Source organism: Sphaerisporangium rhizosphaerae (genome assembly GCF_042665155.1).
In the GTDB taxonomy this organism is placed as follows: Bacteria; Actinomycetota; Actinomycetes; order Streptosporangiales; family Streptosporangiaceae; genus Sphaerisporangium; species Sphaerisporangium rhizosphaerae.
In genome coordinates, this window is record NZ_JBHTCG010000020.1 from 103900 (window position 1) to 126841 (window position 22942).

Sequence of the window (22942 nt, forward strand, 5' to 3'; positions counted from 1 at the left end):
CCGGTGCAGGGGTGATGGCGTGGAGGGCGGTGAGGCGCGAAGATCCTACAGAGAGGGATCAAGCGGCCGTCACCCTCCGCACAGGGACGGACCGTGGATATAGCGAAATAGGGAGTTCAGCAATGCGACAGCGCCGGCTGGGCAGCCAAGGGCTCAGCGTCTCCGCCGAGGGGCTCGGCTGCATGGGGATGAGCACCATCTACGGTCCCGCGGACGAGAAGGAGGCGATCGCCACCATCCACCGCGCGCTCGACCTCGGCATCACCTTCCTCGACACCGCCGACATGTACGGCGCGTGGCGTAACGAGAGCCTCGTCGGCCGCGCGATCTCCGGGCGCCGCGAGGAGGTCGTGCTGGCCACCAAGTTCGGCAACGAGGTCGTGGACGGCAGGCAGACCGGCCGGGTCAACGGCCGTCCCGACTACCTGCGCCAGGCGCTGGACGGATCACTCAAACGCCTCGGCGTCGACCACGTCGACCTGTACTACCAGCACCGCGTCGACCCGCAGGTCCCCGTGGAGGAGACCTTCGGCGCGCTGTCGGAGCTGGTCGCCGAGGGCAAGGTCGGCCACCTCGGCATCTCCGAGGCGGCTCCGGCGACGATCCGCCGCGCGCACGCCGTCCACCCGCTGACCGCGCTGCAGACCGAGTACTCCCTGTTCACCCGGGACGTCGAGCACAACGGCGTGCTGTCCGCCGTCCGCGAGCTCGGCATCGGCTTCGTCGCCTACAGCCCGCTCGGCCGCGGGTTCCTCACCGGCACGATCCGCAGCGCGGAGGACCTGGCCGAGGGCGACCGCAGGAGCGCCCATCCGCGTTTCCAGCGGGAGAACTTCGCCAGGAACCTCGCGGTGGTCGACCGCATCCGGGTGCTGGCCGACGCCAAGGGCGTCACCTCCTCCCAGCTCGCGCTGGCCTGGGTGCTCGCCCAGGGGCCGGACATCGTGGCGATCCCCGGGACCAAGCGCCGGGCGTACCTGGAGGCCAACGCGGCGGCCGTCGAGATCACCCTCACTCCGGACGACCTGGCCGCCGTCGACGCGGTCGCCCCGCCCGGCGTGGCCTCCGGCGAGCGTTACCCGGCCGACAGCATGCGCGCCGTGCACCGTTGACCGAGATGACGCGGGTGAGCATCTTCCGGTGAGGGCTGAGCCGGCCTCTGACCGGCTTCGGGTCTTTCCGTGGGCGGGGAGGGGCCCCTCGCGCGGGCGATCCCCGGCGAGGGGCGTGTCATGACATATCCGACTATCGGGGCTGGGGGTCGGTTCCCGCCCCTGTGGTCGGCGTCCAGGTGAGCGGCAGGGTCTCGACGCCGTAGACGACGTGGAACGGGCGGAACCGGATCTCCTCCGGCGGCACGGCGAGCGCCAGGTCGGGGAACCTGCGCAGCAGCGCGGGAAAGGCCAGGGCCATCTCGGCGCGGGCCAGCGGCGCGCCCAGGCAGTGGTGCGGCCCGTGGCCGAAGGCGACGTGCGGCGTCGGCTTGCGCGACACGTCGAGCCGGTCGCCGTCCTCGACGAAGCCGGGGTCGCGGTTGGCGGGGGCGAGGGCGAACAGCACCTGGTCGCCGGCGGAGATGAGCTGCCCGGCGATCTCGACGTCGCGCACCGCCGCGCGCGGGATGCCGGAGTGGGCGACGCTGAGGAAGCGCAGCAGCTCCTCCACCGCCGCCTCCACCTGCTCGGCGTCGTCCAGGCCCGCGCGCAGCGCGGCCAGCTCGCCGGGGCTGGTCAGCAGCGCGAGCGTCCCCAGGGCCAGCATGTTCGCCGTGGTCTCGTGCCCGGCGGTCAGCAGCATGCCGGCGATGTTGGTCAGCGCGTCGGCGTCCAGCTCGTCCCTGTGCTCGCGGATCAGCATGCCCAGGATGTCCTCGCCCGGGTCGGCCAGCGCGCGGGCGACCAGCCCTCGCATGTAGGTGTCGCTCTCGCGGCCGACCTGGGCGCGCTCCTCGCGGGGCCGGGACATGTCGAGGAGGCGGGAGGTGCGCTCCTGGAACTCGGAGCGGTCGTCGGCCGGGACGCCCAGCAGCTCGCAGATCACCAGTGAGGGGACGGGCAGCGCGAAGGCGGCCATGAAGTCGGCGCCCGGGCCCAGCCGCTCCAGCTCGTCGAGCTGAGCGTCGACGATCTCGGTGATGCGCGGCTCCAGGACGCGCATGCGCCGCATGGTGAACTCGGGGGCCAGGATGCGCCGCAGACGGGTGTGCTCCGGCGGGTCGAACGCCAGTAACTGCCCCTTGCGCCTGCGCGCGCGCTCCTCGTCGCTCAGGCCGATGGACAGCGGCGCGGCGGCGGCGGCGCTGAGCGCGTTGCTGAACCGGGTGGGGTCGGACAGCACCTCGCGGACGTCGGCGTACCGGGTGACCAGCCACGCCTCGCCGCTGCCCAGGGTCACCGGGACCTTCAGCAGCCGCCCGCTGTCGCGCAGGGCGGACGCCTCCGCGGACGGCGCCAGCCCCTCGCGGGCCATGTACAGCGGGATCGCGGCCTGGTCGGTCATCGAGCCTCCCCCTCGGGCCGGTGCGGCCCTGCGAGCCCGTGCCGGCCGGATGGGAATTCGCGTGGCCGGTGATCACGGTATGCGGTTGATATCCGCAACGTAGGCCGGGCGCCGCGCGATCACAACCCCGTCACGCGATCACGATCCGCGTGGCAGGGTGACGGTCTGGCGGAGGCGGCGGAACTCGGCGGCGAGGGCGGGCAGGGTGTAGTGCGCGTTGAGGCCGCTGGGGTTGGGCAGGATCCACAGGCGCGCGGGGCCGACCGCGTCATCGCCGTCGTCGCAGGGGCCGACGGCCGCCTTCGGCCGGTCGAAGGCGACGCGGTAGGCCGAGACGCCGACGACGGCGACGACCTCGACGGCCGTCTCGCGCGCCAGGCGGGCGAGCCGGTCCGGGGCCTCGCGCAGCTCCTTCTGGGACAGCTCCGCCGCTTTGGCCGTCGCGCGCGGCGCCAGGTTGGTGATGCCCAGCCCGTAGGAGGGCAGCAGGTGCTGCTCGCTCGGGCGCAGGAGCCGGGGGGTGAACCCCGACAGGTGGAGCGCGGGCCAGAACCGGTTGCCGGGACGGGCGAAGTGGTGCCCGGTGGCCGCGGAGTACAGGCCGGGATTGATGCCGCAGAACAGCACGACCATCCCAGGCCCCACCACGTCGTCGATCGTGCGCTCCCGCGCCTCCTCCAGATCAGGCGTCAGACCAGGTCTCATCTCGGTCATGCCGCGTTCTCGGCGCGTGACCCCGGGTTGCGGCGCACGATCGCCGCGTTGAGCGCTGTGGCGAAGAGCGTCCAGCCGGCGTAGGGGAGCAGCAGCAGCCCCGCCGGCCGGTCGGCCCGCAGGACGCGGCGGGCGAGGACGGCGTTGGAGAGGTTCAGGGCCACCAGCTCCGCCAGCGCCGCCCTGGGGGAGCGCATGCGGAAGAAGATCGGCGTCCAGGCCGCGTTCAGCGCCAGGTTGACGCCCAGGGCGCGGCCGAGCGCCCGCCGGTCCGCCTCGCCGGCGCGGGCCAGCGCCCGTGCCGAGGCGTAGGCGATCAGCGCGTACAGCGGGGTCCACACGGCGGCGTAGGCGGGCGGAGGCGGCTGCCAGGCGGGCTTGCGCAGCCGCCGGTACCAGGGGGAGTCGGGGTCGGTCGCCACGCTTCCGGCCACGGCGGCCGCCGCGACCGCCAGCGAGGTCTTCACGAGAGTCCGCTTCATGCGACCCCTGTGCCCGCCGGGCGGCGCCCTACACGGCCAGGACGCGGGCCGCGCTCCAGTTCCCGGGAAGCCGCCCGAAGGCTGCCGCCTGAAGGGAGCCGCCCGAGGGAAGCCGCCCAGGGGAGCCGCTCGCGGGGGGCCGCTCGCGGGAGCGGCCCGCGTCGGGCTCAGCCGACGTAGGCGGGGTTGAGGGCGGCGCCCGCCACTCGCCTGGGCGCGCCGGAGCCGTCGGCGGGGACCGACCACAGGTCGGCGCCGAAGTCGCCGGCCAGGCCGTACACCACCGTGCGCGCGTCCGCCCAAACGACCTGGTCGTCCACGCTGCGCCCCTCGGCCAGCGGCGTCTCCCGCATGCTCGCCAGGTCCAGCGCGTACAGCCGCCACGGTTCGTCCGGGCTCAGGCCGGCCACCCGCTTCTTGAACACCAGGCGGGTGCCGTCGGGCGACAGCGAGGGGCACTCCACGTTGGCGCGCACGGTGGTCACCGTGCGCGTGGCGAGGTCCCCGCGCACCAGGTAGGTGCGGCCCTTGGTCGCCAAGGTCGCGTAGAAACGGGCGTCGTCGGCGAAGGTGACGCCCCAGAGGTTCACGTCGGCGGCGTGGTAGGGGCGGCCGTCCTTGACGATCGCGTAGCTCTCCAGGCTCGCGGTCAGCGCCCCGGTCCTGACATCGACGATCGAGGTGCGGGTGGAGAAGTCCCCGCCCGCGTAGGAGTCGCCGCCGGCGAACACCGTCCAGGCGGCCAGGTGCCCGGACGGCGCGACCCGCGTCCGCGACGGGACGCCCGCGAGCGGGTAGTCGCGCAGCGTCCGCAGGCCGGAGTCGACGATCGAGGCGAAGTAGCTCTCGCCGAGCGCGCCCTCCACCTTGCGCAGGCACACGCCGACCCCGGCCGCGGCGTGGAAGCGCAGGCAGCGCACCGGCGCGGCCGTCCGCGCCGCGCCGGGGTCGGCGGCCGGCACCGAGACCAGCTCGTCGCGGTGCGGCCCCCATTCCATGTTGCGGAAGACCATCGCCCCGCGCGCGTCGAGACGAACGGCGCCCGCGGCGACGGACGGGCCGCCGGGCCGCGGCCGGTCCCGTTCGCCCGCGCGGCCCGCGGCGTGCAGCACCGAGGCGAAGGCGACCGAGCCGAGCAGGACGACCCCGGCCAGCAGCGCCACCACGCGGGCCCGGCGGCTCACCGGGCCTCCCGGCCGCGCAGGGCGTAGGCCGCCCAGGCCGCGCACAGCGCCAGCCCCGCCATCGCGGCCTGCAGCACGGCCCGGTCGCCGAGCGCGGTCCAGGCCGCGCCGACGGCGATCGAGCAGCAGAAGCGGGCCAGCGCCTGCCCGGTGCCGATCAGCGCGAGCCCGCTCGCCCGCAGCTCGGCCGGTACGGCGCCGGCCGCGGCGGCGGCGAGCACGCCGTCGGTCGCCGCGTAGAACGCGCCGTGCAGGGCCAGCACGGCGAACGGCACGACGGGGCCGGCCGGCGCCGCGAGCAGCAGCCCGTAGGCGGCCAGCAGGGCCAGGTGGCCGGCGAGGAACACCCTGCGGCGGCCCACGCGGTCGGCCAGCACGCCGAGCGGCAGCGCCAGCAGCAGGAAGACCACGGCCGTGCCGAGCGGCAGCAGCGGGAACCACTGCTCGGCGATCCCGAGCCGGTGGCGCAGCATCAGGTACACGAAGGCGTCGCTGACGGTGGTGAGACCGAGCAGCGCCGCGCAGACGGCCAGCCGCCTGACCTCGGGGCGGCCCAGCAGAGCCACCGCCGACCGCAGCGTGACCGGCGGCGCCCCGCCCGCCGCACCGTCCCGCGCGGCGGCCGGCCGGGTGTCCAGGCCTGTGGGGCGGGACGGGACGAACAGGACGAGCACCAGCACGCCCAGCGCGGCGGCGCAGAAGCTGACGGTGAAGACCGCGTCGTACCCCTCGGCGGCCACGCCCAGCACCAGGAACGCGGCCAGAGGACCGAGCAGCGCCCCGCCGGTGTCCATCGCGCGGTGCACCCCGAAGGCGCGGCCCCGGGTCTCCGGCGGCGTGGACAGCGAGATCAGCGCGTCCCGCGGAGCGGTGCGCAGCCCCTTGCCGGCCCGGTCCAGCGCCAGCACCGCGCCGATCGCCGGGAGCGTGTGCGCGAGCAGCAGCAGCGGCTTGCACAGCGCCGACAGCCCGTACCCGGCCAGGGCGACGGCCTTGTGGCGCCCGCCCCGGTCGGCCAGGTGGCCGCCGAACAGGCGCACCAGTCCGCTCACCCCGTTGTAGACGCCGTCGAGCAGCCCGAACCCGAGCGGGCTGAGGCCCAGCCCGGCCACCAGGTACAGCGGGAGCACGGCGGCGACCATCTCGGAGGAGACGTCGGTGATCAGGCTGACGGTCCCGAGCGCCAGGACCGTCGTGGGGACGGCCCTGACGGCCCGGCCCGGGCGGACCGCCGAGCCCGGGGAGGGGTCCCCGGACTCGGCGGCCTGGTCCGGGCCGCGTTCGGCCAGGTACAAGCTCAGCTCCAGATTCCGGTGATGGCGGAGGCCGACGCCGCGTTGCCCGCGTGCGTGGTCAGCCCGGCCATGTCCTCGAGGGTCCTGAGCAGGTTGTAGTGGTTGTAGGTGGTGGAGGGCTTGCTGCCGGGGATGACCGGCTGGCCGTAGACGACGGTGGCGACGCGGTTGCCGGCCAGGCGGTTGTCCTCGTCGAAGGTCACGACGAGCAGGCTGTTGTTGCTCTTGGCCCAGGTCGCGTAGGCGCCGAGCTTGCTCTTCAGCCAGCCGTCACCGGTCGAGACCGAGCAGTCGTGCATGTCGTTGCACAGGTTCGGCACCACGAAGGAGACCTTCGGGAGCGTGGTGAAGTCGGTGGGGAACTGGGCCATCGTGCGGGCCGTGGAGGTCGGCACGTTCTTGAAGCCGAACCACGGGTTGTGCTTCTGGGCGTACTTGCCGCCGCTGCTGGTGCAGGCGGTGGAGCCCTGGGAGGGCAGTCCCTCGTTGTAGCTGGCCCAGGTCTTGCCGGCCGCGATGAGTTCCGAGCCGAGGTTGGCGGCGGAGCTGAAGCCGATCGTGACACAGGCGTCGCCGGTGATGCCCTGGGTGCCGCCGGAGAACATGGCGTAGTAGTTCGGCTGGCTCGGGTGGGTCTCGGCGTAGAACTGGGTGAGGTTCGCGCCGCCGGTGGCCAGCGAGTTGATGTAGGGGGCGCTGGAGCTGCCGATGACCTGGGAGTAGGCGTGGTTCTCCAGCACCACGACGACCACGTGGCTCGGGGTGGGCACGGCCGCCGCGGCGCCGGTCCCTGCTCCGCCCCACAGTGCGAGGGTGGCGGCGGCGCCGAGCGCGGCGGCGGCGGACAGGAGCTTTCGGGGGGTGCTCGCCTTGACGAGGGAAATGGCCATGACTGTCCTCGGTTGGGGGGATAAGAGGCCATGTCAGGTTAAATGTGGATCGCTGCCCGTTCGGTGAGCGGAGGTGAACACCAGCCGAACAGTGCGGCTCGGCGAGGCCGCCGATTCCCCTGGCGGAGGCGCCGATCCGCCCTCCACCCGCCGCCAGGACGACACCGTCCATGACCGGGTGAGACCGGACGGCGGGCCGTCCTCGCCCCCGGCCGCCGATCGCGGTCCCAAGGCCGCGGCACCTCGGGTGGTCTGTGGCTGAAGTAAACTTTCCTCTCTCGTGAGCGCGCGAGGCGCCGTCCCGACGAGCGGACGGGCCGCCGCTGCGCCGCAGGGCAGCACGCAGGGGTGGATGCACGCGCCGGTGTGGGACCCCGGCCCGCGGGAAACGAGCCACGGCAGTGGAACATGGTGTCGACGGCGTCCCATGCGCGCCCGTCAGAACGAGGAGCCCGATCATGACCTCCAGCGTCGAAGAAGCGCCAGGCTTCGCCGACCTCGGACTGCGCCCCGAACTCCTGCGCGCGCTGTCCGGCCTCGGCTACGAGGAGCCCACGCCGATCCAGCGCGAGGCGATCGGACCACTGGTGGAAGGGCGCGACCTGCTCGGCCAGGCCGCCACCGGCACCGGCAAGACCGCGGCCTTCGCGCTGCCGATCCTGCAGCGCATGCCCGCGGGACGCGGCGACGGCGACCCGCTGGCCCTGGTCCTGGTGCCCACCCGCGAACTGGCCGTCCAGGTCTCCGAGGCCGTGCACCGCTACGGCCGCGACCTCGGCACGCGCGTGCTGCCGATCTACGGCGGCCAGCCCATCGGGCGCCAGCTCCGCGAGCTCCAGCGCGGCGTGGACGTCGTCGTGGCCACCCCCGGCCGCGCGCTGGACCACATCGGCCGCCGGACGCTGCGCCTGGACGCCCTCACCATGGTCGTCCTGGACGAGGCCGACGAGATGCTCGACATGGGCTTCGCCGACGACATCGAGGCGATCCTCCAGGAGACCCCCGAAGAGCGGCAGACCGTCCTGTTCTCGGCGACGATGCCGCCGCGCATCAACTCCATCGCCCGCCAGCACCTCACCGACCCGGTGCGCATCCAGATCGAGCGCGAGACCGCCGCGCCGGGCGAGGCCCCGCGCGTGCGGCAGAGCGCCTACGTCGTCCCGCGGGCGCACAAGCCCACCGCCCTCGGGCGCGTCCTCGACGTCGAGGCCCCCGAGGCGGCGATCGTCTTCTGCCGCACCCGCGAGGAGGTCGACCAGCTCACCGAGACGATGAACGGGCGCGGCTACCGCGCCGAGGCGCTGCACGGCGGCATGGGCCAGGAACAGCGCGACCGCGTGATGGCGCGGCTGCGCGCCGGCACCGCCGACCTGCTGGTCGCCACCGACGTCGCCGCGCGCGGCCTGGACATCGAGCAGCTCACCCACGTGGTGAACTACAACGTCCCCTCCGCCCCCGAGTCCTACGTCCACCGCATCGGCCGCGTGGGCCGGGCCGGGCGCGAGGGCGTGGCGATCACGCTCGCCGAGCCGCGCGAGCACCGCATGCTCAAGACCATCGAGCGGGTCACCAAGTCGCGCATCACGGTCGAGAAGGTCCCGACGGTCGCCGACCTGCGGGCCCGCCGGCTCGAGCTCACCCGCTCGGCGCTGGAGGAGAGCATGCTCGAAGACGACCTGGAGCAGTTCCGGGTCGTGGTCGAGACCCTCGCCGACGAGTTCGACCTGGTGGAGATCGCCATGGCCGCGGTCAAGCTCGCCCACGAGTCCAGCGGCGCGGCGGCCGACGAGGAGGAGATCCCCGACGTGCCGCTGCGGCCCGAGCGCGAGGGCCGCGGGCGGCGCGAGCAGCCCGGGCGCGACGAGCGGCGCGGGCGGGGCCCCGGAAGCGGCATGACCCGCGTCTTCATCGGAGCCGGCCGGTCGGCGGGCGTCCGGCCGCAGGACCTGGTGGGCGCCATCGCCAACGAGTCGCGCCTCAGCGGCCGCGACATCGGCGCCATCGAGATCGCCGACCGCTTCTCCCTGGTCGAGGTGCCCGACCAGTCGGTGGAGGACGTGATCTCCTCGCTGCGCCAGACCACCATCAAGGGCAAGAAGGTCACCGTCCGCCGGGAGCGCTTCGAGTCCCGCTGACCCCGGCGCGGGGCCTCACGCCAGGGCGTTGACGGCGGCGGTGAACACGACGGGCAGGCGGCGGGCGGCGGGGACGATCAGCCCGGCGGGCAGCGGGTGGCGCCGGGCGGCGAGCAGCGCGCCGGTCAGCAGGCGGTGGCGCAGCGACAGCCGCCGCCACGCCCCCTCGTAGGCCTCCGGCCGCCCGGCCCGCAGGCACCCGACCAGCGCGCGCGCCGACAGCAGCCCGAGCGAGACGCCCTCGCCGGTGAGGGCGTCCACGTAGCCGGCGGCGTCCCCGGCCAGCAGGACCCGCCCGGCCACGCGGGCGCGGGCGCGCTGCCGCAGCGGGCCCGCGCCGCGCACCGAGGTCGCGGCCGGGCCTGCCAGGCGGGAGAGCAGCGCGGGGAACTGCGCCAGGTGCTCCTCGTAGGGGCGCCGCTCGCGGCTGAGCACCGCCACGCCGACCAGGCCGTCGGCCACCGGCGTCACGTACGCCTCGCCGCGCGCGGCCCAGTGCACCTCGACGAAGTCCGTCCACGGGGCGACCTGGAAGTGCCGGCGCAGCCCGTACCGGCGGGGGGCGCGTCCCGGGGGGATCTCTAGGCCGAGCGCCCGGCGCAGCGGCGAGTGCAGGCCGTCGGCGGCGACCAGCCAGCGGGCCCGCATCCCGGCCGCCTCGACGAAGCCCGGCCGCTGGCGCACGCCCTCCACCCGCCCGTGGACGATCTTTACCCCCACCTCGGCCGCGCGCTCGGCCAGGGCCGCGTGCAGCCGGGTGCGGCGCACGCCCAGGCCGGGCCCGTGCCGGAACGGCGCGTCCGCCTGCCGCCGCGCGTCCAGGTAACGGATGCCGCGCAGAGGCCGGCCGGTGACCTCCACGCCCAGGGCGCGCAGGGCGGCCACCCCGGCGGGCATCAGGCCCTCGCCGCACGCCTTGTCCACCGGGGCCGGGCGCGGCTCCACGACCACGGCCTCCATCCCGGCCAGCGCCGCGTTGATGGCGGCGGCCAACCCGGTGGGCCCGCCCCCGGCCACCAGGAGGTCGATCACCCCGACCCGTCCCGCGCCGGGGCCTGCACGGCCGCCTCCTGCTGGACGGCCCAGGCGAGGGCGGACTCCTCGCAGCGGATGCGCACGACCATCAGCGCGGCGTTGAGCACCGTGAAGACGGCGGCGGTGACCCACGCGCCGTGGACCAGCGGCAGCGCCGCGCCCTCGACGGCGACCGCCACGTAGTTCGGGTGGCGCAGCCACCGCAGACGATAGGGCCCCCGGGTGACCAGCGGCAGGCCGGGGACCACGATGACCTCGGTGTTCCAGCGCGGGCCGAGCGAGGTGATGCACCACCACCGCAGGCCCTGGGAGGCCAGGACCAGGGCGAGCATCGGCCAGCCGAGGGCGGGCACGAACGGCGGATTTGCCCGCATGGTCTCCAGCAGGCAGCCGGCGAGCAGGCCGGTGTGCAGGGCGACCATCCAGGGATAGTGGCCGCGTCCGAAGACCCGGCCGCCCCGGGCCAGGCTCCAGCGGGCGTTGCGCCGGGAGACCACCAGCTCGGCGAGGCGCTCCACGCAGACGAGCAGGACCAGAAGCAGGTACCAGGACGACATGCCTGCAAACGATACGGCCACGACCGCCGGCGCGAGCGTGATCGGCGTCACCGGAGCGCTACCAGCGCAGCAGGACGAGTTCGGAGCAGAAGCCCGGGCCCATCGCGATCAGCAGCCCCGGCGTGCCGGGCGGCGGCGGGCGCAGGGCCAGGGTGTCGCGCAGCACGTGCAGCACCGAGGCCGAGGACAGGTTGCCGACGTCCTCCAGTGAGCGCCAGGTCAGCTCCAGCGCGCCGTCGGGCAGGTCGAGGGTCTCGGCGACGGCCTGCAGCACCTTGGGACCGCCCGGATGGCAGACCCACGCCGTCACGTCCCGCGTGGTGAGGCCGTGGTCGGCGAGGAAGCCGTTCACGTCGTCGGCCAGGTAGGTGCGCACGACCTCCGGGACGCTGGTGTCCAGGACGACGCGGAACCCGGTGTCGGAGACGTCCCAGCCCATCACGCCCTCGGAGTCGGGGTACAGGTGGCCGCGAGTGGCGACGACGGTGGGCCCCGGTGCGCCGCCGGCGGCCCGGTCGGCTCCGCAGGCGACCACGGCGGCGGCGCCGTCGCCGAACAGGCCGCTGGCGACCAGGTTGACCGGCGAGGCGTCGCCGGGCTGCAACGTGAGCGAGCACAGCTCGACCGACAGCAGCACGGCCACGTGCCCGGGCCACCCGCGCAGGTAGTCGTGCAGCCGGGCGATGCCCGCGGCGCCGGCGACGCAGCCGAGGCCGAAGACCGGCACCCGCTTGACGTCGGGGCGCAGGCCGAGCCGGCCGGCCAGCCGGGCGTCCACCGAGGGGGCGGCGATGCCGGTCACCGAGGTGAACATGATCATGTCCACGTCCGCGGGCGTCAGGCCGGCGGCGTCCAGGGCCGCCCCCACGGCCTCGGCGCCGAGGTCGACGGCGGCCTCGATGAAGATCTCGTTCGCCATGCCGAACCCGTCCAGCTTGGCGTACTGCTCGAGCGGGAGGACCAGGTTGCGGTGGCCGACACGGGCCGAGGTGTGCAACCGGTCGAGAAGCCGGCGGTCCGCGCCCGGGGGCAGGCACACGCGGGCGAAGGTGTCCGTGATCTCTGCTTGCGGATGGCGATTGGGAGGGAGGGCACCGCGGACAGCGGCAATTCGGGTCATAAGGTTCCCGCTTCGCTCAAGTGGAGGACACCAATCTTGTGCCCAGCGCCGAGAGCGGCATGCCTGGACCGGGTCGCCCGCCGCAGGGCGTGGACGCGGTGAAAGGACGGATCCCGGTCATTTCCGCGACGCGCGCCCGTTTCCCCGCACCTGGCGCCAGGTGCCGCGGCCCCCGCTTGTGACTTCCGCGCGAACCCGTCGCGGCTAGGACGGCTCGACGGCGCGCTCGCGCACGTGGGCGGGGGCGGGGTGGGCGACGGCGGGCGCGGTGACCGGCGCCCGCCACACCTGGGCCAGCGGCAGTACGCCGGCCCAGACGTCGTGCGGGTCGTCGTCGTCGCCGGGCGGGCCCTGGCGGACCTTGACCGACGCCTCCTCCAGCGAGATCGCCAAGATGGTCGTCGCGGCCAGCTCCTTGCGGTTCGGCCGCCGGGCGTACTCCCACTGGCCGGGGGTGACGTGCTCGGTGAGGCAGCGCAGCGCGGCGAGCTTCTCCTCGCCTTCCAGCCGGCGCGGGACCCCGTAGACCATCGCGCTGCGGTAGTTGACGCCGTGCTCGAAGACCGACCGGGCCAGCACCAGGCCGTCGATGTGGGTGACGGTCACGCACACCACCGAGTCCTGGGTCATGCTGCGGCTGGCGACCGACCCGTGCACGTACATGTGGTCCTGGTCGAAGCCGTAGACCGTGGGCACCACCATTGGGGCGCCGTCCACGACGACGCCGAGATGGCAGACGAACCCCGCGCGCAGCACCTCGAACAGCGCCTCCCGCTCGCGGCGGCCCTGCTCGCGCAGCCGCCGGTGCCGGGTGCGCTCGGTTCCTGACAGTTCGCTCACAGAGGGACATCCAACCAGGAGATCGGCGTGAGCCCGCGCGGCGGTCCCGGTCGACGGAGCCAGGGACCGGGCGCTCACGGCGGCGCTCAGAAGACCAGGGGGGTGCTCAGCAGGCCAGGAGGCCGGGGAGGCGGTCACGGCGGCGCTCAGGAGACCGGGGGGCGCTCGGCAGGTCAGGAGGCAGGGGAGGCGCTCACGAGGCCACGGCGGCGCTCAGGAGACCAGGGCGGCGCGGGCGCGGGCGGCGCGGACGGAGGCGCTCAGCGTCGCGATGTCGTAGGCGCCGTGGTGCCGCCGCCCGTTGACGAAGAACGTCGGCGTGCCGGACACGCCGCTGAGGTCGGCCGAGTCGACGTCCTCGGCGATGCGCGCGGCGCCGCTGTGCTCCTTCAGGTCCCGCCGGAAGCGGTCCAGGTCCAGCCCGATGCTCTCGGCGTAGCCGACCAGGTGCGGCAGCAGCAGCCGGCCCTGGTGTTCCAGGAGCGCGTCGTGCATCTCCCAGAACGCGCCCTGGAGGGCGGCCGCCTCGCTGGCCTCCGCGGCGAGCTGCGCCGAGGGGTGGACGTCGTGCAGGGGCAGGTGGCGCCAGACGTACCGCACGTCGCCGTGCCCGGCCAGCAGTTCGCGCACGACAGGCTCGGCCAGGCCGCAGTACGGGCACTCGAAGTCGCCGTACTCCACCACCGTCACCGGCGCCTCCAGCGGGCCGCGCAGATGGTCGCGGTCCGGGTCCACCGGGAAGGCCAGGTCGACGATGCTCTCGGCGGTGCCGTACAGCACCCGCGCCCGCAGCGCGGCCGGCAGCCCGGCCGTCACGCGCGAGATCACCCAGGTGATCACCGAGGCGCACAGCGCCGCGGCCAGGATGCCGAACTTGGCCTCCTCCAGCCGCTCCCCGTCGAAGGCCAGGGTGGCGATCAGCAGGGAGACGGTGAACCCGATGCCGGCGATCGTCCCGCCGCCCGCGATCGCGGCCCAGCCGACCGGCGGGCGCACCCGCCCCCGGCTCAGCCGCGTGACCAGCCAGGTGGCCCCGACGATCCCGGCCGGCTTGCCGGCGATGTACGCCGCCATGATCCCCAGGGTGACCGGCGAGGTCAGCGCCCGCGCCACGAAGCCGCCGTCGATCGCGATGCCGGCGTTGGCCAGCGCGAACAGCGGCACGATGACGTAGCTGGTCCACGGGTGGTAGAGCTGCTGGAGCCGATGGTTGGGCGAGACGGCCTTGGCCACCCCCGCGCTGGCCGACCGGGCCAGCTCGGCGGTCGGCTGCTCGCGGAACAGCCGGAACAGGTCGCTGGCCCGCTCCAGGTCGCCGCGCGTCGCCGGCGAGGCGTAGGTCAGCAGGCCCATGGCCAGGCCGATGACCACCGGCTCGACCCCCGAGGCCTGCAGCGCCGCCCAGGCCGCCACCCCGAAGCCCGCGACCATCAGGCCGTTGCGCACCCTGGCCCGGTACTTCAGCAGCAGCATCGCCACGAAGATCGCGATCGCCGCCAGCAGCGCGGGGACCCTGACCCGCTCGCTGTAGAAGATCGCGATGACGCAGAGCGCGACCAGGTCGTCGACGACGGTGACGGTGAGGATGTAGGTCCGCGCCCGGGCGGGGAAGCGGGAGGCGACCAGGGCGAGCACTCCCATGGCGAAGGCCGTGTCGGTCGACATCGCGGCGCCCCAGCCGTGCGCGGAGGGCTCGCCCGCGTTCAGCGCCAGGTAGATCGCGATGGGTACGAGCATGCCGCCCACGCCGGCCGCCACCGGCAGCACCAGCCGCCGCCGGTCGCGCAGCTCGCCCATGTCGAACTCGCGCCTGGCCTCCAGCCCGACGACCAGGAAGAACAGCGTCATCAGCCCGTTGTTGACCCAGTGGCGCAGGTCCTGGGAGATCCCGGCGTCCCCGAGGCGCACCGACAGCGACGTCCGCCACAGCCCCTCGTAGGACGGCAGGTCGACGTTGGCCCAGACGAGCGCGGCCAGCGTGGCGGCCAGCAGGACCGCGGCGCTGCCGGTCTCGGTGCGCAGGAACTCGCGCAGCGGTGTCTCGAACCGCCGGGCCCAGGTGGTCTCTCCGAGGAACGGTGCTTGCCGTGGTGCGCTCACTCTGACTCCGACACCCCGCGGACCCAGGACATTCCCCGCGGTCCTGATCGGCGGCCGGACGGGGCCACCGTCCGACGGCCGTCTTCCGCGCGTCGGCCCGTTGCCGCCGCGCGGGAGGAGTGGGGCCGGCAGGCCGACTCGACGGCCGTCGCCTGCCCGTCCGGGCGGTGGTTCCGGCCTGGCCGGAAGGCCGATACACGACCGATGCACGGCTGAGCGGTCGCCGAATCGCGGCGGCGACGGCGGGGACACCCGGGACGCGCATGGTGGCCGACGTGCGCCGCCGCGGCGTGCCCGCCCCGCACGGCGGCCTCCCGAGAGAGGGATCGCCCATGGACCGACGACCCGGCCCCCCGTCCGAGACCGTGTTCCCGCCCGCCGCAGGGCCCGACCCGTCGCCCGCCCCGTCGCTCTCCGCGTCCACCGTCCGGTCAGGCGTCCCGTCCGGCCGGGCGCGCGTCCCCTCGCCGGCCGGACGGCCCGCCGCGCGTCGCGGGCGGATCGTGTGGTCCCTCGCCGCCGTGTCGCTGGCCGCGGTCACGGCAGGGGCCGGGGTGGCGGCGTTCACCTGCGGCGCCCGCTGCGTGGCCGCCGTCCCGGGCGGGACCGAGATCGGCCGTTCCATCCGGGAATGGAGCGCCGATCCCCCTCTGGGCGCCGCGGACGGGGTGGTGCCGGACGGCGGGCGGCTCTCGCCCTTCGACGCCGGGCAGCCCGCGGTGGCCAACCTGGACCCGGAGCTGCTGCGCGCCGTGCGGCGGGCGGCGAAGGACGCGGCGCGCGAGGGCGTCGGCGTGTTCCTGACCACCGGCTGGCGCAGCAGGGCCTACCAGCGGCGGCTGCTCGACGAGGCGATCGCCAAGTACGGGAGCGAGCGGGAGGCCGCCCGCTACGTCGCCACTCCGGAGCGTTCGCGCCACGTCACCGGGCACGCGGTGGACATCGGCCCGACCGACGCCGACGACTGGCTCAGCCGGCACGGCGCCCGCTACGGGCTGTGCCAGATGTTCGCCAACGAGATGTGGCATTTCGAACTGGCCACCACGCCGGGAGGCACCTGCCCCGAGATGCGCCCCGACGCCGCCGGTGGCTGACGCCCCCCTCTTCCCGGCGGACACCGGCCCTTCCCGCGTGGTCACGACGCGGCGGAGATCCCGCCGTCGACGGTGAAGATCGCACCGCTGGTGTAGGCGGAGCGGGGGGAGGCCACGAAGGCGATGAGGTCGGCGATCTCGCGGGGCGTCGCCGCACGGCCGAGCGGGAACGCGGCGGCCGGGTCGGGCGGCGTCCCGTCGCCGCCGGCCGTGCGCGCCTTCGCGGCCATGAGGGTGAGGATGCGCTCGGTCGCCACCGGCCCGGGATTGACGCCGACGACGCGGATGCCGTCGCGCAGGCTGCGCCCGCCCAAGGCGCGGGTGAACGCCATCAGGGCGGCGTTGCCCGAGCTGCCCGCGATGTAGTCGAAGTCGGCCCGCTGGCCGGCGATGCCGATGGTGTTGACGATCACGCCGTGCCCGTGGTCCCTCATCCGCGCGTAGACCAGCCGCGTGAGGTCGACGTAGCCGAGGACCTTGAGCTCCCAGCCGTGCCGCCAGCTCTTCGCGTCCACCGCGTCGAGCGGGCCGCCGGGGATGTCGCCGGCGTTGTTGACCAGGATGTCCACCCGTGGGACCTCCTCGGCCAGGCGGGCGAGATCCTCCGGGCGCCGCAGGTCGACGGGGTGCGCGTACGCGCCGACGCCGTACGCGGCGCTCAGGCGGCGCGCGAGGTCCTCCAGCGCGGGAGCCCCGCGGGCGGCGAGATGGACCTCGCAGCCCTCCTCGGCGAGCACCTCGGCGGTCGCCGCGCCGATGCCCTTCGACGCGCCGGTGATGAGCGCGCGCCTGCCGCTCAGGTGGAGATCCATGATGGCCCTCTTCGTGCTTGACGGAACTGGTGGTTCCGACAAGCTTTGCCGGAACCACCAGTTCCGTCAAATGCTAGGATGCGATCATGGCCACCGACCCCGCGCCCGCCTCCCGTCCGCACACCGGTCGCCGGCGCAACCCGGCGGTCCGGGAGGCCGTGCTGCGCCGTGCCGCCGATCTGCTCGCCGGGCCGGACGGCATGGCCGTCACGATCGACGCGATCGCCCGCGCGGCGGGGGTCAGCAAGCACACCATCTACCGGTGGTGGCCCTCCAAGGGCGCGGTGCTGCTGGAGGCCGTGGTCGAGCACGCCCAGCAGGAGGTGCCCGTCCCCGACACCGGAGTGCTCGCCGCGGACCTTTCGACCTTCCTGTCCGGCACCTTCCTCGCCGTCGAGCGCGCCGGAGACCTGTTCCGCGCCCTGGCGGCCGAGGCCCTGCGCGACACCGCGGCCGCCGAGGGCATGCGCGCGTTCATCGCGGCCCGCAGAGAGCGGCTGCGGGCGCTACTGATCCAAGGCCGCGACCGCGGCGAGCTGCCGGCCGGGATCGATCTGGAGCTGACCATGGACCAGATCTACGGCCTGATGTGGTACCGCCTCCTGATCGCCCGCACCCCCCTCACCGCCGGCCTGGCCGCCCAGCTCACCCAGGCGGTCATCGGCGGAGCACGGCCCCACGCCCCCGGCCCGCCGGCGCCGATTCCCGCGACGTCCCGTGATGACCCCGGCGACGTCCTGTGATGACCCCGGCACGGCCGGCCGCGACGGTCGCCCGGGCGAGGAGGCCGGACCCGCGGGCGGGTGAGGCGCCGAGGCCCGGCCAGGGTGCGGCCCAGGGGGTCTCCCTGGGGTGAGGTCCACGGGTCCCGCACGAGTATGTCGGGCATGAAACGACGATTGATCGTCCTGATGGCGGCGGCGGTGCCGGCGGCGGCGGCGCTGACGCCCACGGCCGCCGGCGCCCTCTCCCGCGACAGCGGCCCCGCAGCCGCCACGACCTGCGCCGCGGTTCCCGTCTCCGCGCCCTCCGGCACGAAGGTGGAGTCGGTGAAGGCGGTCGCCCACGCCGGCGGAACCGTCACCTTCCCCGCCGCACCACCGCTGCACCCCGAGGAGGAGACGCTCACCGACGTGCCCGCCTGGTGCGACCTCACCGTCACGGTGAGCCACCCGGGCGCGAAGGACCACGTCGCCATCAAGATCTCGCTGCCCCAGGACAGGAAGAAGTGGACCGGACGGTTCCAGGCCACCGGAGGCAGCGCCTACCTCGCCGGTGATCTTGGCGGGGCCCCGCTGGTCAGCGCGGTGAAGGCCGGCTATGTCGCCGCGGCGACCGATGCCGGCGTCGGCGCGAACCCGCTCGACGTGAGCGGCTGGGCGCTCACCGCGGCCGGAAAGGTCAACACCCCGCTGCTGGAGAACTTCGCCTCCCGCTCGCTGCACGACATGGCCGTCATCGGCAAGGACGTGGCGAAGAGGTTCTACGACCGATCCGTGAGTTACGCCTACTGGAACGGCTGCTCCACCGGCGGCCGCCAGGGGTACGAGGAGGCCCAGAGCCGCCCGGCCGACTTCGACGGGATCCTCGCCAAGGCCCCGGCGATCAACTGGGACCGGTTCGCGGTCGCCACGCTCTGGTCGCAGGCCGTCTTCAACGAGGAGAAGGTGGCGCCCACCTCGTGTGAGCTGGAGGCTTTCACCGCCGCCGCGGTCAAGGCCTGCGACACCCTCGACGGGGTCGAGGACGGCGTCATCGACAGCCCGCACAAGTGCGGCTGGGACCCCCGTCGCCTCGTCGGCACCAAGGTCGTCTGCGAGGACAAGACGATCGTGATCTCCCGCGCCACCGCGGACGCGGTGCGCAAGGTCTGGGCGGGGCCGGTCATCTCCGGCCGCAAGCTCTGGTACGGGCCGAACAAGGGCGCGAGCCTGGCCGCCCTGGCCTCTCCCGGCGCCCCGTTCTTCGTCGCCGACACCTGGGTCAAGTACTTCGTGACGCAGGACCCCTCGTTCGACACCACGAAGCTCACCTACACGTCCTTCGGGCGGCTCTTCCGCGCGTCGCAGCGGCGGTTCAACGACATCATCGGCAGCGACGACCCGGACCTGTCCGCGTTCGCGAAGGCCGGCGGCAAGCTGCTGAGCTGGCACGGCCAGACCGACGAACTGGTGCCCACCCAGGGCACGGTCGACTACCGGGAGCGGGTCGAGCGGGCCCTCGGCGGCGGCGAGCGGGTCGACGACTTCTACCGGCTGTTCCTTCTGCCCGGCGTGAACCACTGCGGCGGCGGCACCGGCCCGTACCCGGCCGACGACCTGGGCGCACTGGTCACCTGGGTGGAGAAGGGCAAGGCTCCGGCCACCCTGGCCGCCTCGGTTTCCGGCGCCGACGGCAGGACCGTCACGCGGAACGTCTGCCGCTACCCGATGGTGGCCCGCTACACCGGTCACGGCGACACGGCCTCGGCCGCGAACTACCGCTGCGTCACCGCCTGACCCTGTCCGCACGACGCGGCGGCCCCGGGGACTCTCCCCGGGGCCGCCGCGGTCATACGGTGGGCGCGTCCAGCGCGGTCTCAGCGGCCGGGGGCGCGCTCGGTGACCTCCTGCAACAGGAAACCGTTGCCGTCCGGATCGCTGAACGAGGCGAACGAACCGTACGAGAGGCGGCCGGGGTAGAGGCCGGGAACCCGCTTCTCCTCGCCCGCGTGGTGGAAGACGCCGCCCGCGTCGTGGAAGATCTCGCTGACCTCGACGCCGCGGCCGACCAGGTCGGCCCGGGCCTCCTCGATGTCGCGCACGATCAGGTGCACGTTCTGCGCCGACCCGGGCGCGGCGGTGCCGATGCCTTCGCCCACGATGATCGAGCAGTGGGAGCCCGGCGGGGTGAAGTGCACGACCCGGAAGTCCTGGCCGCCGACGTAGTCGAGATCCTCGCGAAATCCGATCCGCTTGTAGAACTCCTTGGCCCGGTCGACGTCGGCCACCGGCAGCACGATCACTTCGAGCAGGTAGTCCACCACTGTCTCCACCTCTTCACGATCACGGTGATGCCGTCCGGCATCCGGTGTCCACGATCACGTGCGGGGCAGGACGCTCGCCCCAGGGTGACCCCCTGGGGGCGTCCCTGGGGTCACCTGTCGCGCAGGGCGGAGGCGAGCTCGCGGCGCGAGCCGATGCCGAGCTTGGTGAAGACCTTGCGCAAGTGCCATTCGACGGTGCGCGGACTGAGGAACAGCACGGCGCCGATCTCCGGATTGGTGCGGCCCGCCACGGCCAGACGCGCGATCTGCGCCTCCTGGGGGGTGAGCTCCTCCCGTTCTCCGAGGGTCCGCCTGCGCACCGTCTCACCGGTGGCGGCCAGTTCCCGCCCGGCCCGCTCGGCGAACCCCTCCGCGCCGATGGTGGTGAACGCCTCGTGCGCGACGCGCAGCTGTGCCCGGGCGTCGGCCCGCCGGTTCTCCCGTCGCAGCCACTCACCGTAGAGCAGGCGGGCCCGGGCGGTCTGCAGACCGAGCCGGGTGGCGGACAACCGCTCGATCGCTTCTCGGTAGTGCTCCTCGACCGATCCGACCGATCCGACCGATCCGACCGATCCGACCGATCCGACCGATCCGACCGAGCCGACCGATCCGACCGAGCCGGCCGGGGCGACCGATCCGGCGAGCGCGTCCGCGAGCGCCTGGGCGCCGAGGGCCCAGTCGGTGCCGGCGGCACGTGTGCGGGCGGCGAGGCGGTCACGTGCCCGCGCCGCGACGGCGTGCTCCCCGGCGCGCGCGGCGGCTTCCACCAGCTCCCCGAGCGACCACTGCAGGACGGCGAGGTCTTCGTGCCGGGCCGCCTCGCGGGCCGCCCGCAGCGCGGCGGGGTAACGGCCGAGCCCGTTGTACAGCACCGCTCTGCTGTACCCGGCGACGGCGAGCAGCCACCCCAGGCCACCCGCCTCGGCGTTGTTCACCAGAGCCTCGTTGAGCTCCAGCGCCGGCTCCTCGCGGCCGCGGTGCGCGGCCAGGATGACCGCGGTGGCCGGATGCGGGGACGAGCCGGTGGCGTTGCCGAGGGCCTCGGCCTCCTCCAGCAGGTCCGAGGCGTCGGCGAAGCGGCCGGCGTAGATCAGCGCGGTGGCACGGAAGGTCAGCGCGCTCGGCAGGAGGGACAGCGCGCCGGTCTCACGGGCGTAGCCGACGGCCTGCTCGGTCCTGGTGAGAAACGCCACGTCGTCCCACACCTCGTGCAAGATCGCCCCGCTCAGCCAGACCAGGTCCACGTCGTTGTGCGGGGAGACCTCGGCCAGGGCGCGAGCGAACAGCGGCACCGCCGCCGCGTGCCCCTCCAGGCTCCACGCCGTCAGAGCCGCGAGGAGCAGACCGGCCGGCTCCCCGCCCGCGGGAACGCCCCGGGCCGCCTCGGCGGCGCGGCGCAGGTCGCCGTCGCCGAGGCATCCCGCGTTCACGGCCGCACCGATCGCAGCCAGGTAGGTCTCCCGGGCCGCCGCGGGATCCAGCGTCGCAAGACGGCGTGCGGCCGACAGCAGCGGCGGCCCGGCCGCCCGTCCGGCGTTGAGCGCGAACGCCACCTTGGCGCGCAGCCGCTCCACTCCGGCCTGCTGCACCAGGTCCAGCGGACCGAGTTCGGCCGAGGCCAGCAGCTCCGGAACCTCGGCGAGGGCCCCGGCGGCGAACCGGGCCGCCGCGGCGGCCAGGGTGCGCCCGGCGCGCTTGGCCGGATCGGGGGTCAGCTCAGCCGCGCGCTCCAGGAAGGCCGCGGCCGCCGCCCGCCCGCCACGGGCCACCGCACGGCCGGCCGACCGCTCCAGTTCGCCGGCGACCTCCTCGTCCGGTCCCAGCGCGGCGTGCGCCCGGTGCCAGGCACGGCGGTCGGGGTCCCGCCCGGGATCGGTCACCTCGGCGAGCGCCCGATGGACCTCCCGCAGCCCGGAAGGCGCGGCGGAGCGCCGGCTGGCCGAGCGGACCAGCGGATGCCGGAACCGGACCCGGGTCCCGATCTCGATCAGGCCCGCGGCGGCCGCGGGCGCCGCGGCGTCCATCCCGACGCCCAGCCGCTCCAGCGCGCGCCACAGCAACGGCACGTCGCCGAGCGGTTCGACGGCGGCGGTGAGCAGCAGTGTGCGGGTGTCCTCGGGCAGCGCCGCGATGCGCCGCTGGAAGCCCTCCTCGACCCGGCCCACCAGCGGTGTCCCGCCGTGCCCGCCGAACCCGAACGCCAGTTCCGCCGGTGTGAGACCGCGCGGCAGTTCGAGCAGGGCGAGCGGGTTGCCGCGGGTCTCGGCGACGATCCGGTCGCGTACCCGGGCGTCGATCGGCCCGGGCAGGACCGAGTCCAGCAGTGCCCGCGCGTCCGCGTCGGGCAGTCCCTCGACGCGCAGTTCGGGCAGCCCCGCGAGGACCTGCTCGTCGCCGGGGCTGCGCGCCGCGAAGACCAGGGCGATCGACTCGCGGTCCAGCCGGCGGGCGACGAAGGCGAGGATCACCTCCGACATGCGGTCCATCCACTGCGCGTCGTCCACCACGCAGACCAGCGGCCGCTCCGAGGCGGCCTCGGCGAACAGCCCGAGCACGGCGAGCCCCACGAGCAACGGCTCCGGCGGGGTGCCGGTGCTGAGGCCGAAGGCGGTGGCGAGCGCGTCGCGCTGCGGCTCGGGCAGCCGGTCGAGACGGCCCAGCAGCGGGGCGCAGAGTTGCTGGAGCGCGGAGTAGGCGATCTCGGTCTCCAGCTCCACCCCGGCCGCGCGGGCCACGTGACGGGCCGGCGCGGTCTCGGCGAGGTGGTCCAGCAGGGCGGTCTTGCCCACTCCGGCCTCGCCGCGCAGCACCAGCACCCGGCTCTGCCCGGCGCTGACCTCACGCAACAGCCGTTCGAGTGCCTCCTGCTCGCGCCGCCGCCCTCGCAGCACGCAACTCTTGGTGTTGATCGGCACGTCCCCCTCCCGCCCGGGGAGGTTACAACACTCCTGCTCTTCAACGGACAAAGAGGGTAGATCATCGCGACGTGCGAAAACTCTCCGTCGGCCCGAGACACCATGGCCGGCGCCCATGGGAAACGGCTGGGAGCGCCCGGGTATTCGGCACCATCGGCGGACGCGGTGTGCCCGGTGGCGGCGACCAGGGCCGGCGGGGGTGCCCTGGGGGTACGCGAAGACCCGGACCAGTGTCCCGCCCAGGG

The 22942-nt window shown here is 74.5% G+C and carries 19 protein-coding genes; 5 read left to right on the forward strand and 14 right to left on the reverse strand.

Annotated elements, in window-relative coordinates:
• Positions 1–122 precede the first annotated feature (122 nt).
• Positions 123–1112 carry an aldo/keto reductase gene (locus ACFQSB_RS26015; RefSeq protein ID WP_380829579.1) on the forward strand — a complete coding sequence of 330 codons (990 nt, stop codon included), beginning with the start codon at positions 123–125 and terminating at the stop codon, positions 1110–1112.
• A gap of 133 nt (positions 1113–1245) precedes the next feature.
• Here ACFQSB_RS26015 and ACFQSB_RS26020 read toward each other — a convergent pair whose 3' ends face one another.
• From ACFQSB_RS26020 to ACFQSB_RS26045, 6 genes are all read right to left on the reverse strand, one after another.
• On the reverse strand, positions 1246–2499 hold the full coding sequence (locus ACFQSB_RS26020; protein ID WP_380829580.1) for a cytochrome P450: 1254 nt from the start codon (positions 2497–2499) through the stop codon (positions 1246–1248).
• A gap of 138 nt (positions 2500–2637) precedes the next feature.
• Positions 2638–3213 (reverse strand): mismatch-specific DNA-glycosylase, encoded by a 576-nt coding sequence (locus tag ACFQSB_RS26025; RefSeq protein WP_380829581.1) that lies wholly within the window; start codon positions 3211–3213, stop codon positions 2638–2640.
• Positions 3210–3695: a TspO/MBR family protein gene (locus ACFQSB_RS26030; protein ID WP_380829582.1), complete on the reverse strand. Its 486-nt coding sequence runs from the start codon at positions 3693–3695 to the stop codon at positions 3210–3212. Before ACFQSB_RS26030 ends, ACFQSB_RS26025 begins: the two co-directional genes overlap by 4 nt.
• 167 nt (positions 3696–3862) lie before the next feature.
• A complete protein-coding gene (locus ACFQSB_RS26035; RefSeq protein WP_380829583.1) occupies positions 3863–4879 on the reverse strand; it encodes a TolB family protein in 1017 nt (338 codons plus the stop codon).
• Positions 4876–6174 carry an MFS transporter gene (locus tag ACFQSB_RS26040; RefSeq protein ID WP_380829584.1) on the reverse strand — a complete coding sequence of 433 codons (1299 nt, stop codon included), beginning with the start codon at positions 6172–6174 and terminating at the stop codon, positions 4876–4878. The genes ACFQSB_RS26035 and ACFQSB_RS26040 overlap by 4 nt, the downstream gene beginning before the upstream one ends.
• A 2-nt stretch (positions 6175–6176) precedes the next feature.
• On the reverse strand, positions 6177–7064 hold the full coding sequence (locus ACFQSB_RS26045; protein ID WP_354845092.1) for an alkaline phosphatase family protein: 888 nt from the start codon (positions 7062–7064) through the stop codon (positions 6177–6179).
• Between the two features lie 458 nt (positions 7065–7522).
• On the opposite strand from ACFQSB_RS26045, the gene ACFQSB_RS26050 reads away from it, so the two are divergent.
• A complete protein-coding gene (locus tag ACFQSB_RS26050) occupies positions 7523–9199 on the forward strand; it encodes a DEAD/DEAH box helicase (RefSeq protein WP_380829585.1) in 1677 nt (558 codons plus the stop codon).
• 15 nt (positions 9200–9214) lie between these two features.
• Here ACFQSB_RS26050 and ACFQSB_RS26055 read toward each other — a convergent pair whose 3' ends face one another.
• From ACFQSB_RS26055 to nhaA, 5 genes are all read right to left on the reverse strand, one after another.
• Entirely contained in the window at positions 9215–10231 is a 1017-nt protein-coding gene (locus tag ACFQSB_RS26055; protein WP_380829586.1) for an NAD(P)/FAD-dependent oxidoreductase, read from the reverse strand.
• Positions 10228–10791 (reverse strand): isoprenylcysteine carboxyl methyltransferase family protein, encoded by a 564-nt coding sequence (locus ACFQSB_RS26060; RefSeq protein WP_380829587.1) that lies wholly within the window; start codon positions 10789–10791, stop codon positions 10228–10230. Before ACFQSB_RS26060 ends, ACFQSB_RS26055 begins: the two co-directional genes overlap by 4 nt.
• Before the next feature lie 58 nt (positions 10792–10849).
• Positions 10850–11911 (reverse strand): type III polyketide synthase, encoded by a 1062-nt coding sequence (locus ACFQSB_RS26065; RefSeq protein WP_380829588.1) that lies wholly within the window; start codon positions 11909–11911, stop codon positions 10850–10852.
• Positions 11912–12115: 204 nt separating this feature from the next.
• Entirely contained in the window at positions 12116–12751 is a 636-nt protein-coding gene (locus tag ACFQSB_RS26070) for a pyridoxamine 5'-phosphate oxidase family protein (RefSeq protein ID WP_380829589.1), read from the reverse strand.
• A gap of 213 nt (positions 12752–12964) precedes the next feature.
• A complete protein-coding gene (gene nhaA / locus ACFQSB_RS26075; RefSeq protein WP_380829590.1) occupies positions 12965–14851 on the reverse strand; it encodes a Na+/H+ antiporter NhaA in 1887 nt (628 codons plus the stop codon).
• Positions 14852–15183: 332 nt separating this feature from the next.
• Here nhaA and ACFQSB_RS26080 point away from each other — a divergent pair, with 332 nt between their 5' ends.
• Entirely contained in the window at positions 15184–15945 is a 762-nt protein-coding gene (locus ACFQSB_RS26080) for a M15 family metallopeptidase (RefSeq protein ID WP_380829591.1), read from the forward strand.
• A gap of 41 nt (positions 15946–15986) precedes the next feature.
• Here the strand turns inward: ACFQSB_RS26080 and ACFQSB_RS26085 are convergent, their stop codons facing one another.
• Entirely contained in the window at positions 15987–16757 is a 771-nt protein-coding gene (locus ACFQSB_RS26085; protein ID WP_380829592.1) for an SDR family oxidoreductase, read from the reverse strand.
• An 86-nt stretch (positions 16758–16843) separates the two neighbouring features.
• Between ACFQSB_RS26085 and ACFQSB_RS26090 the strand changes: the two genes are divergently transcribed.
• Positions 16844–17500 (forward strand): TetR/AcrR family transcriptional regulator, encoded by a 657-nt coding sequence (locus tag ACFQSB_RS26090; RefSeq protein WP_380829593.1) that lies wholly within the window; start codon positions 16844–16846, stop codon positions 17498–17500.
• Positions 17501–17644: 144 nt separating this feature from the next.
• On the forward strand, positions 17645–19255 hold the full coding sequence (locus ACFQSB_RS26095; RefSeq protein ID WP_380829594.1) for a tannase/feruloyl esterase family alpha/beta hydrolase: 1611 nt from the start codon (positions 17645–17647) through the stop codon (positions 19253–19255).
• Between the two features lie 80 nt (positions 19256–19335).
• Here the strand turns inward: ACFQSB_RS26095 and ACFQSB_RS26100 are convergent, their stop codons facing one another.
• Together ACFQSB_RS26100 and ACFQSB_RS26105 are read right to left on the reverse strand one after the other, a co-directional pair.
• On the reverse strand, positions 19336–19791 hold the full coding sequence (locus tag ACFQSB_RS26100) for a VOC family protein (RefSeq protein ID WP_380829595.1): 456 nt from the start codon (positions 19789–19791) through the stop codon (positions 19336–19338).
• Positions 19792–19892: 101 nt separating this feature from the next.
• On the reverse strand, positions 19893–22697 hold the full coding sequence (locus tag ACFQSB_RS26105; protein ID WP_380829596.1) for an ATP-binding protein: 2805 nt from the start codon (positions 22695–22697) through the stop codon (positions 19893–19895).
• Between the last annotated feature and the right edge of the window lie 245 nt (positions 22698–22942).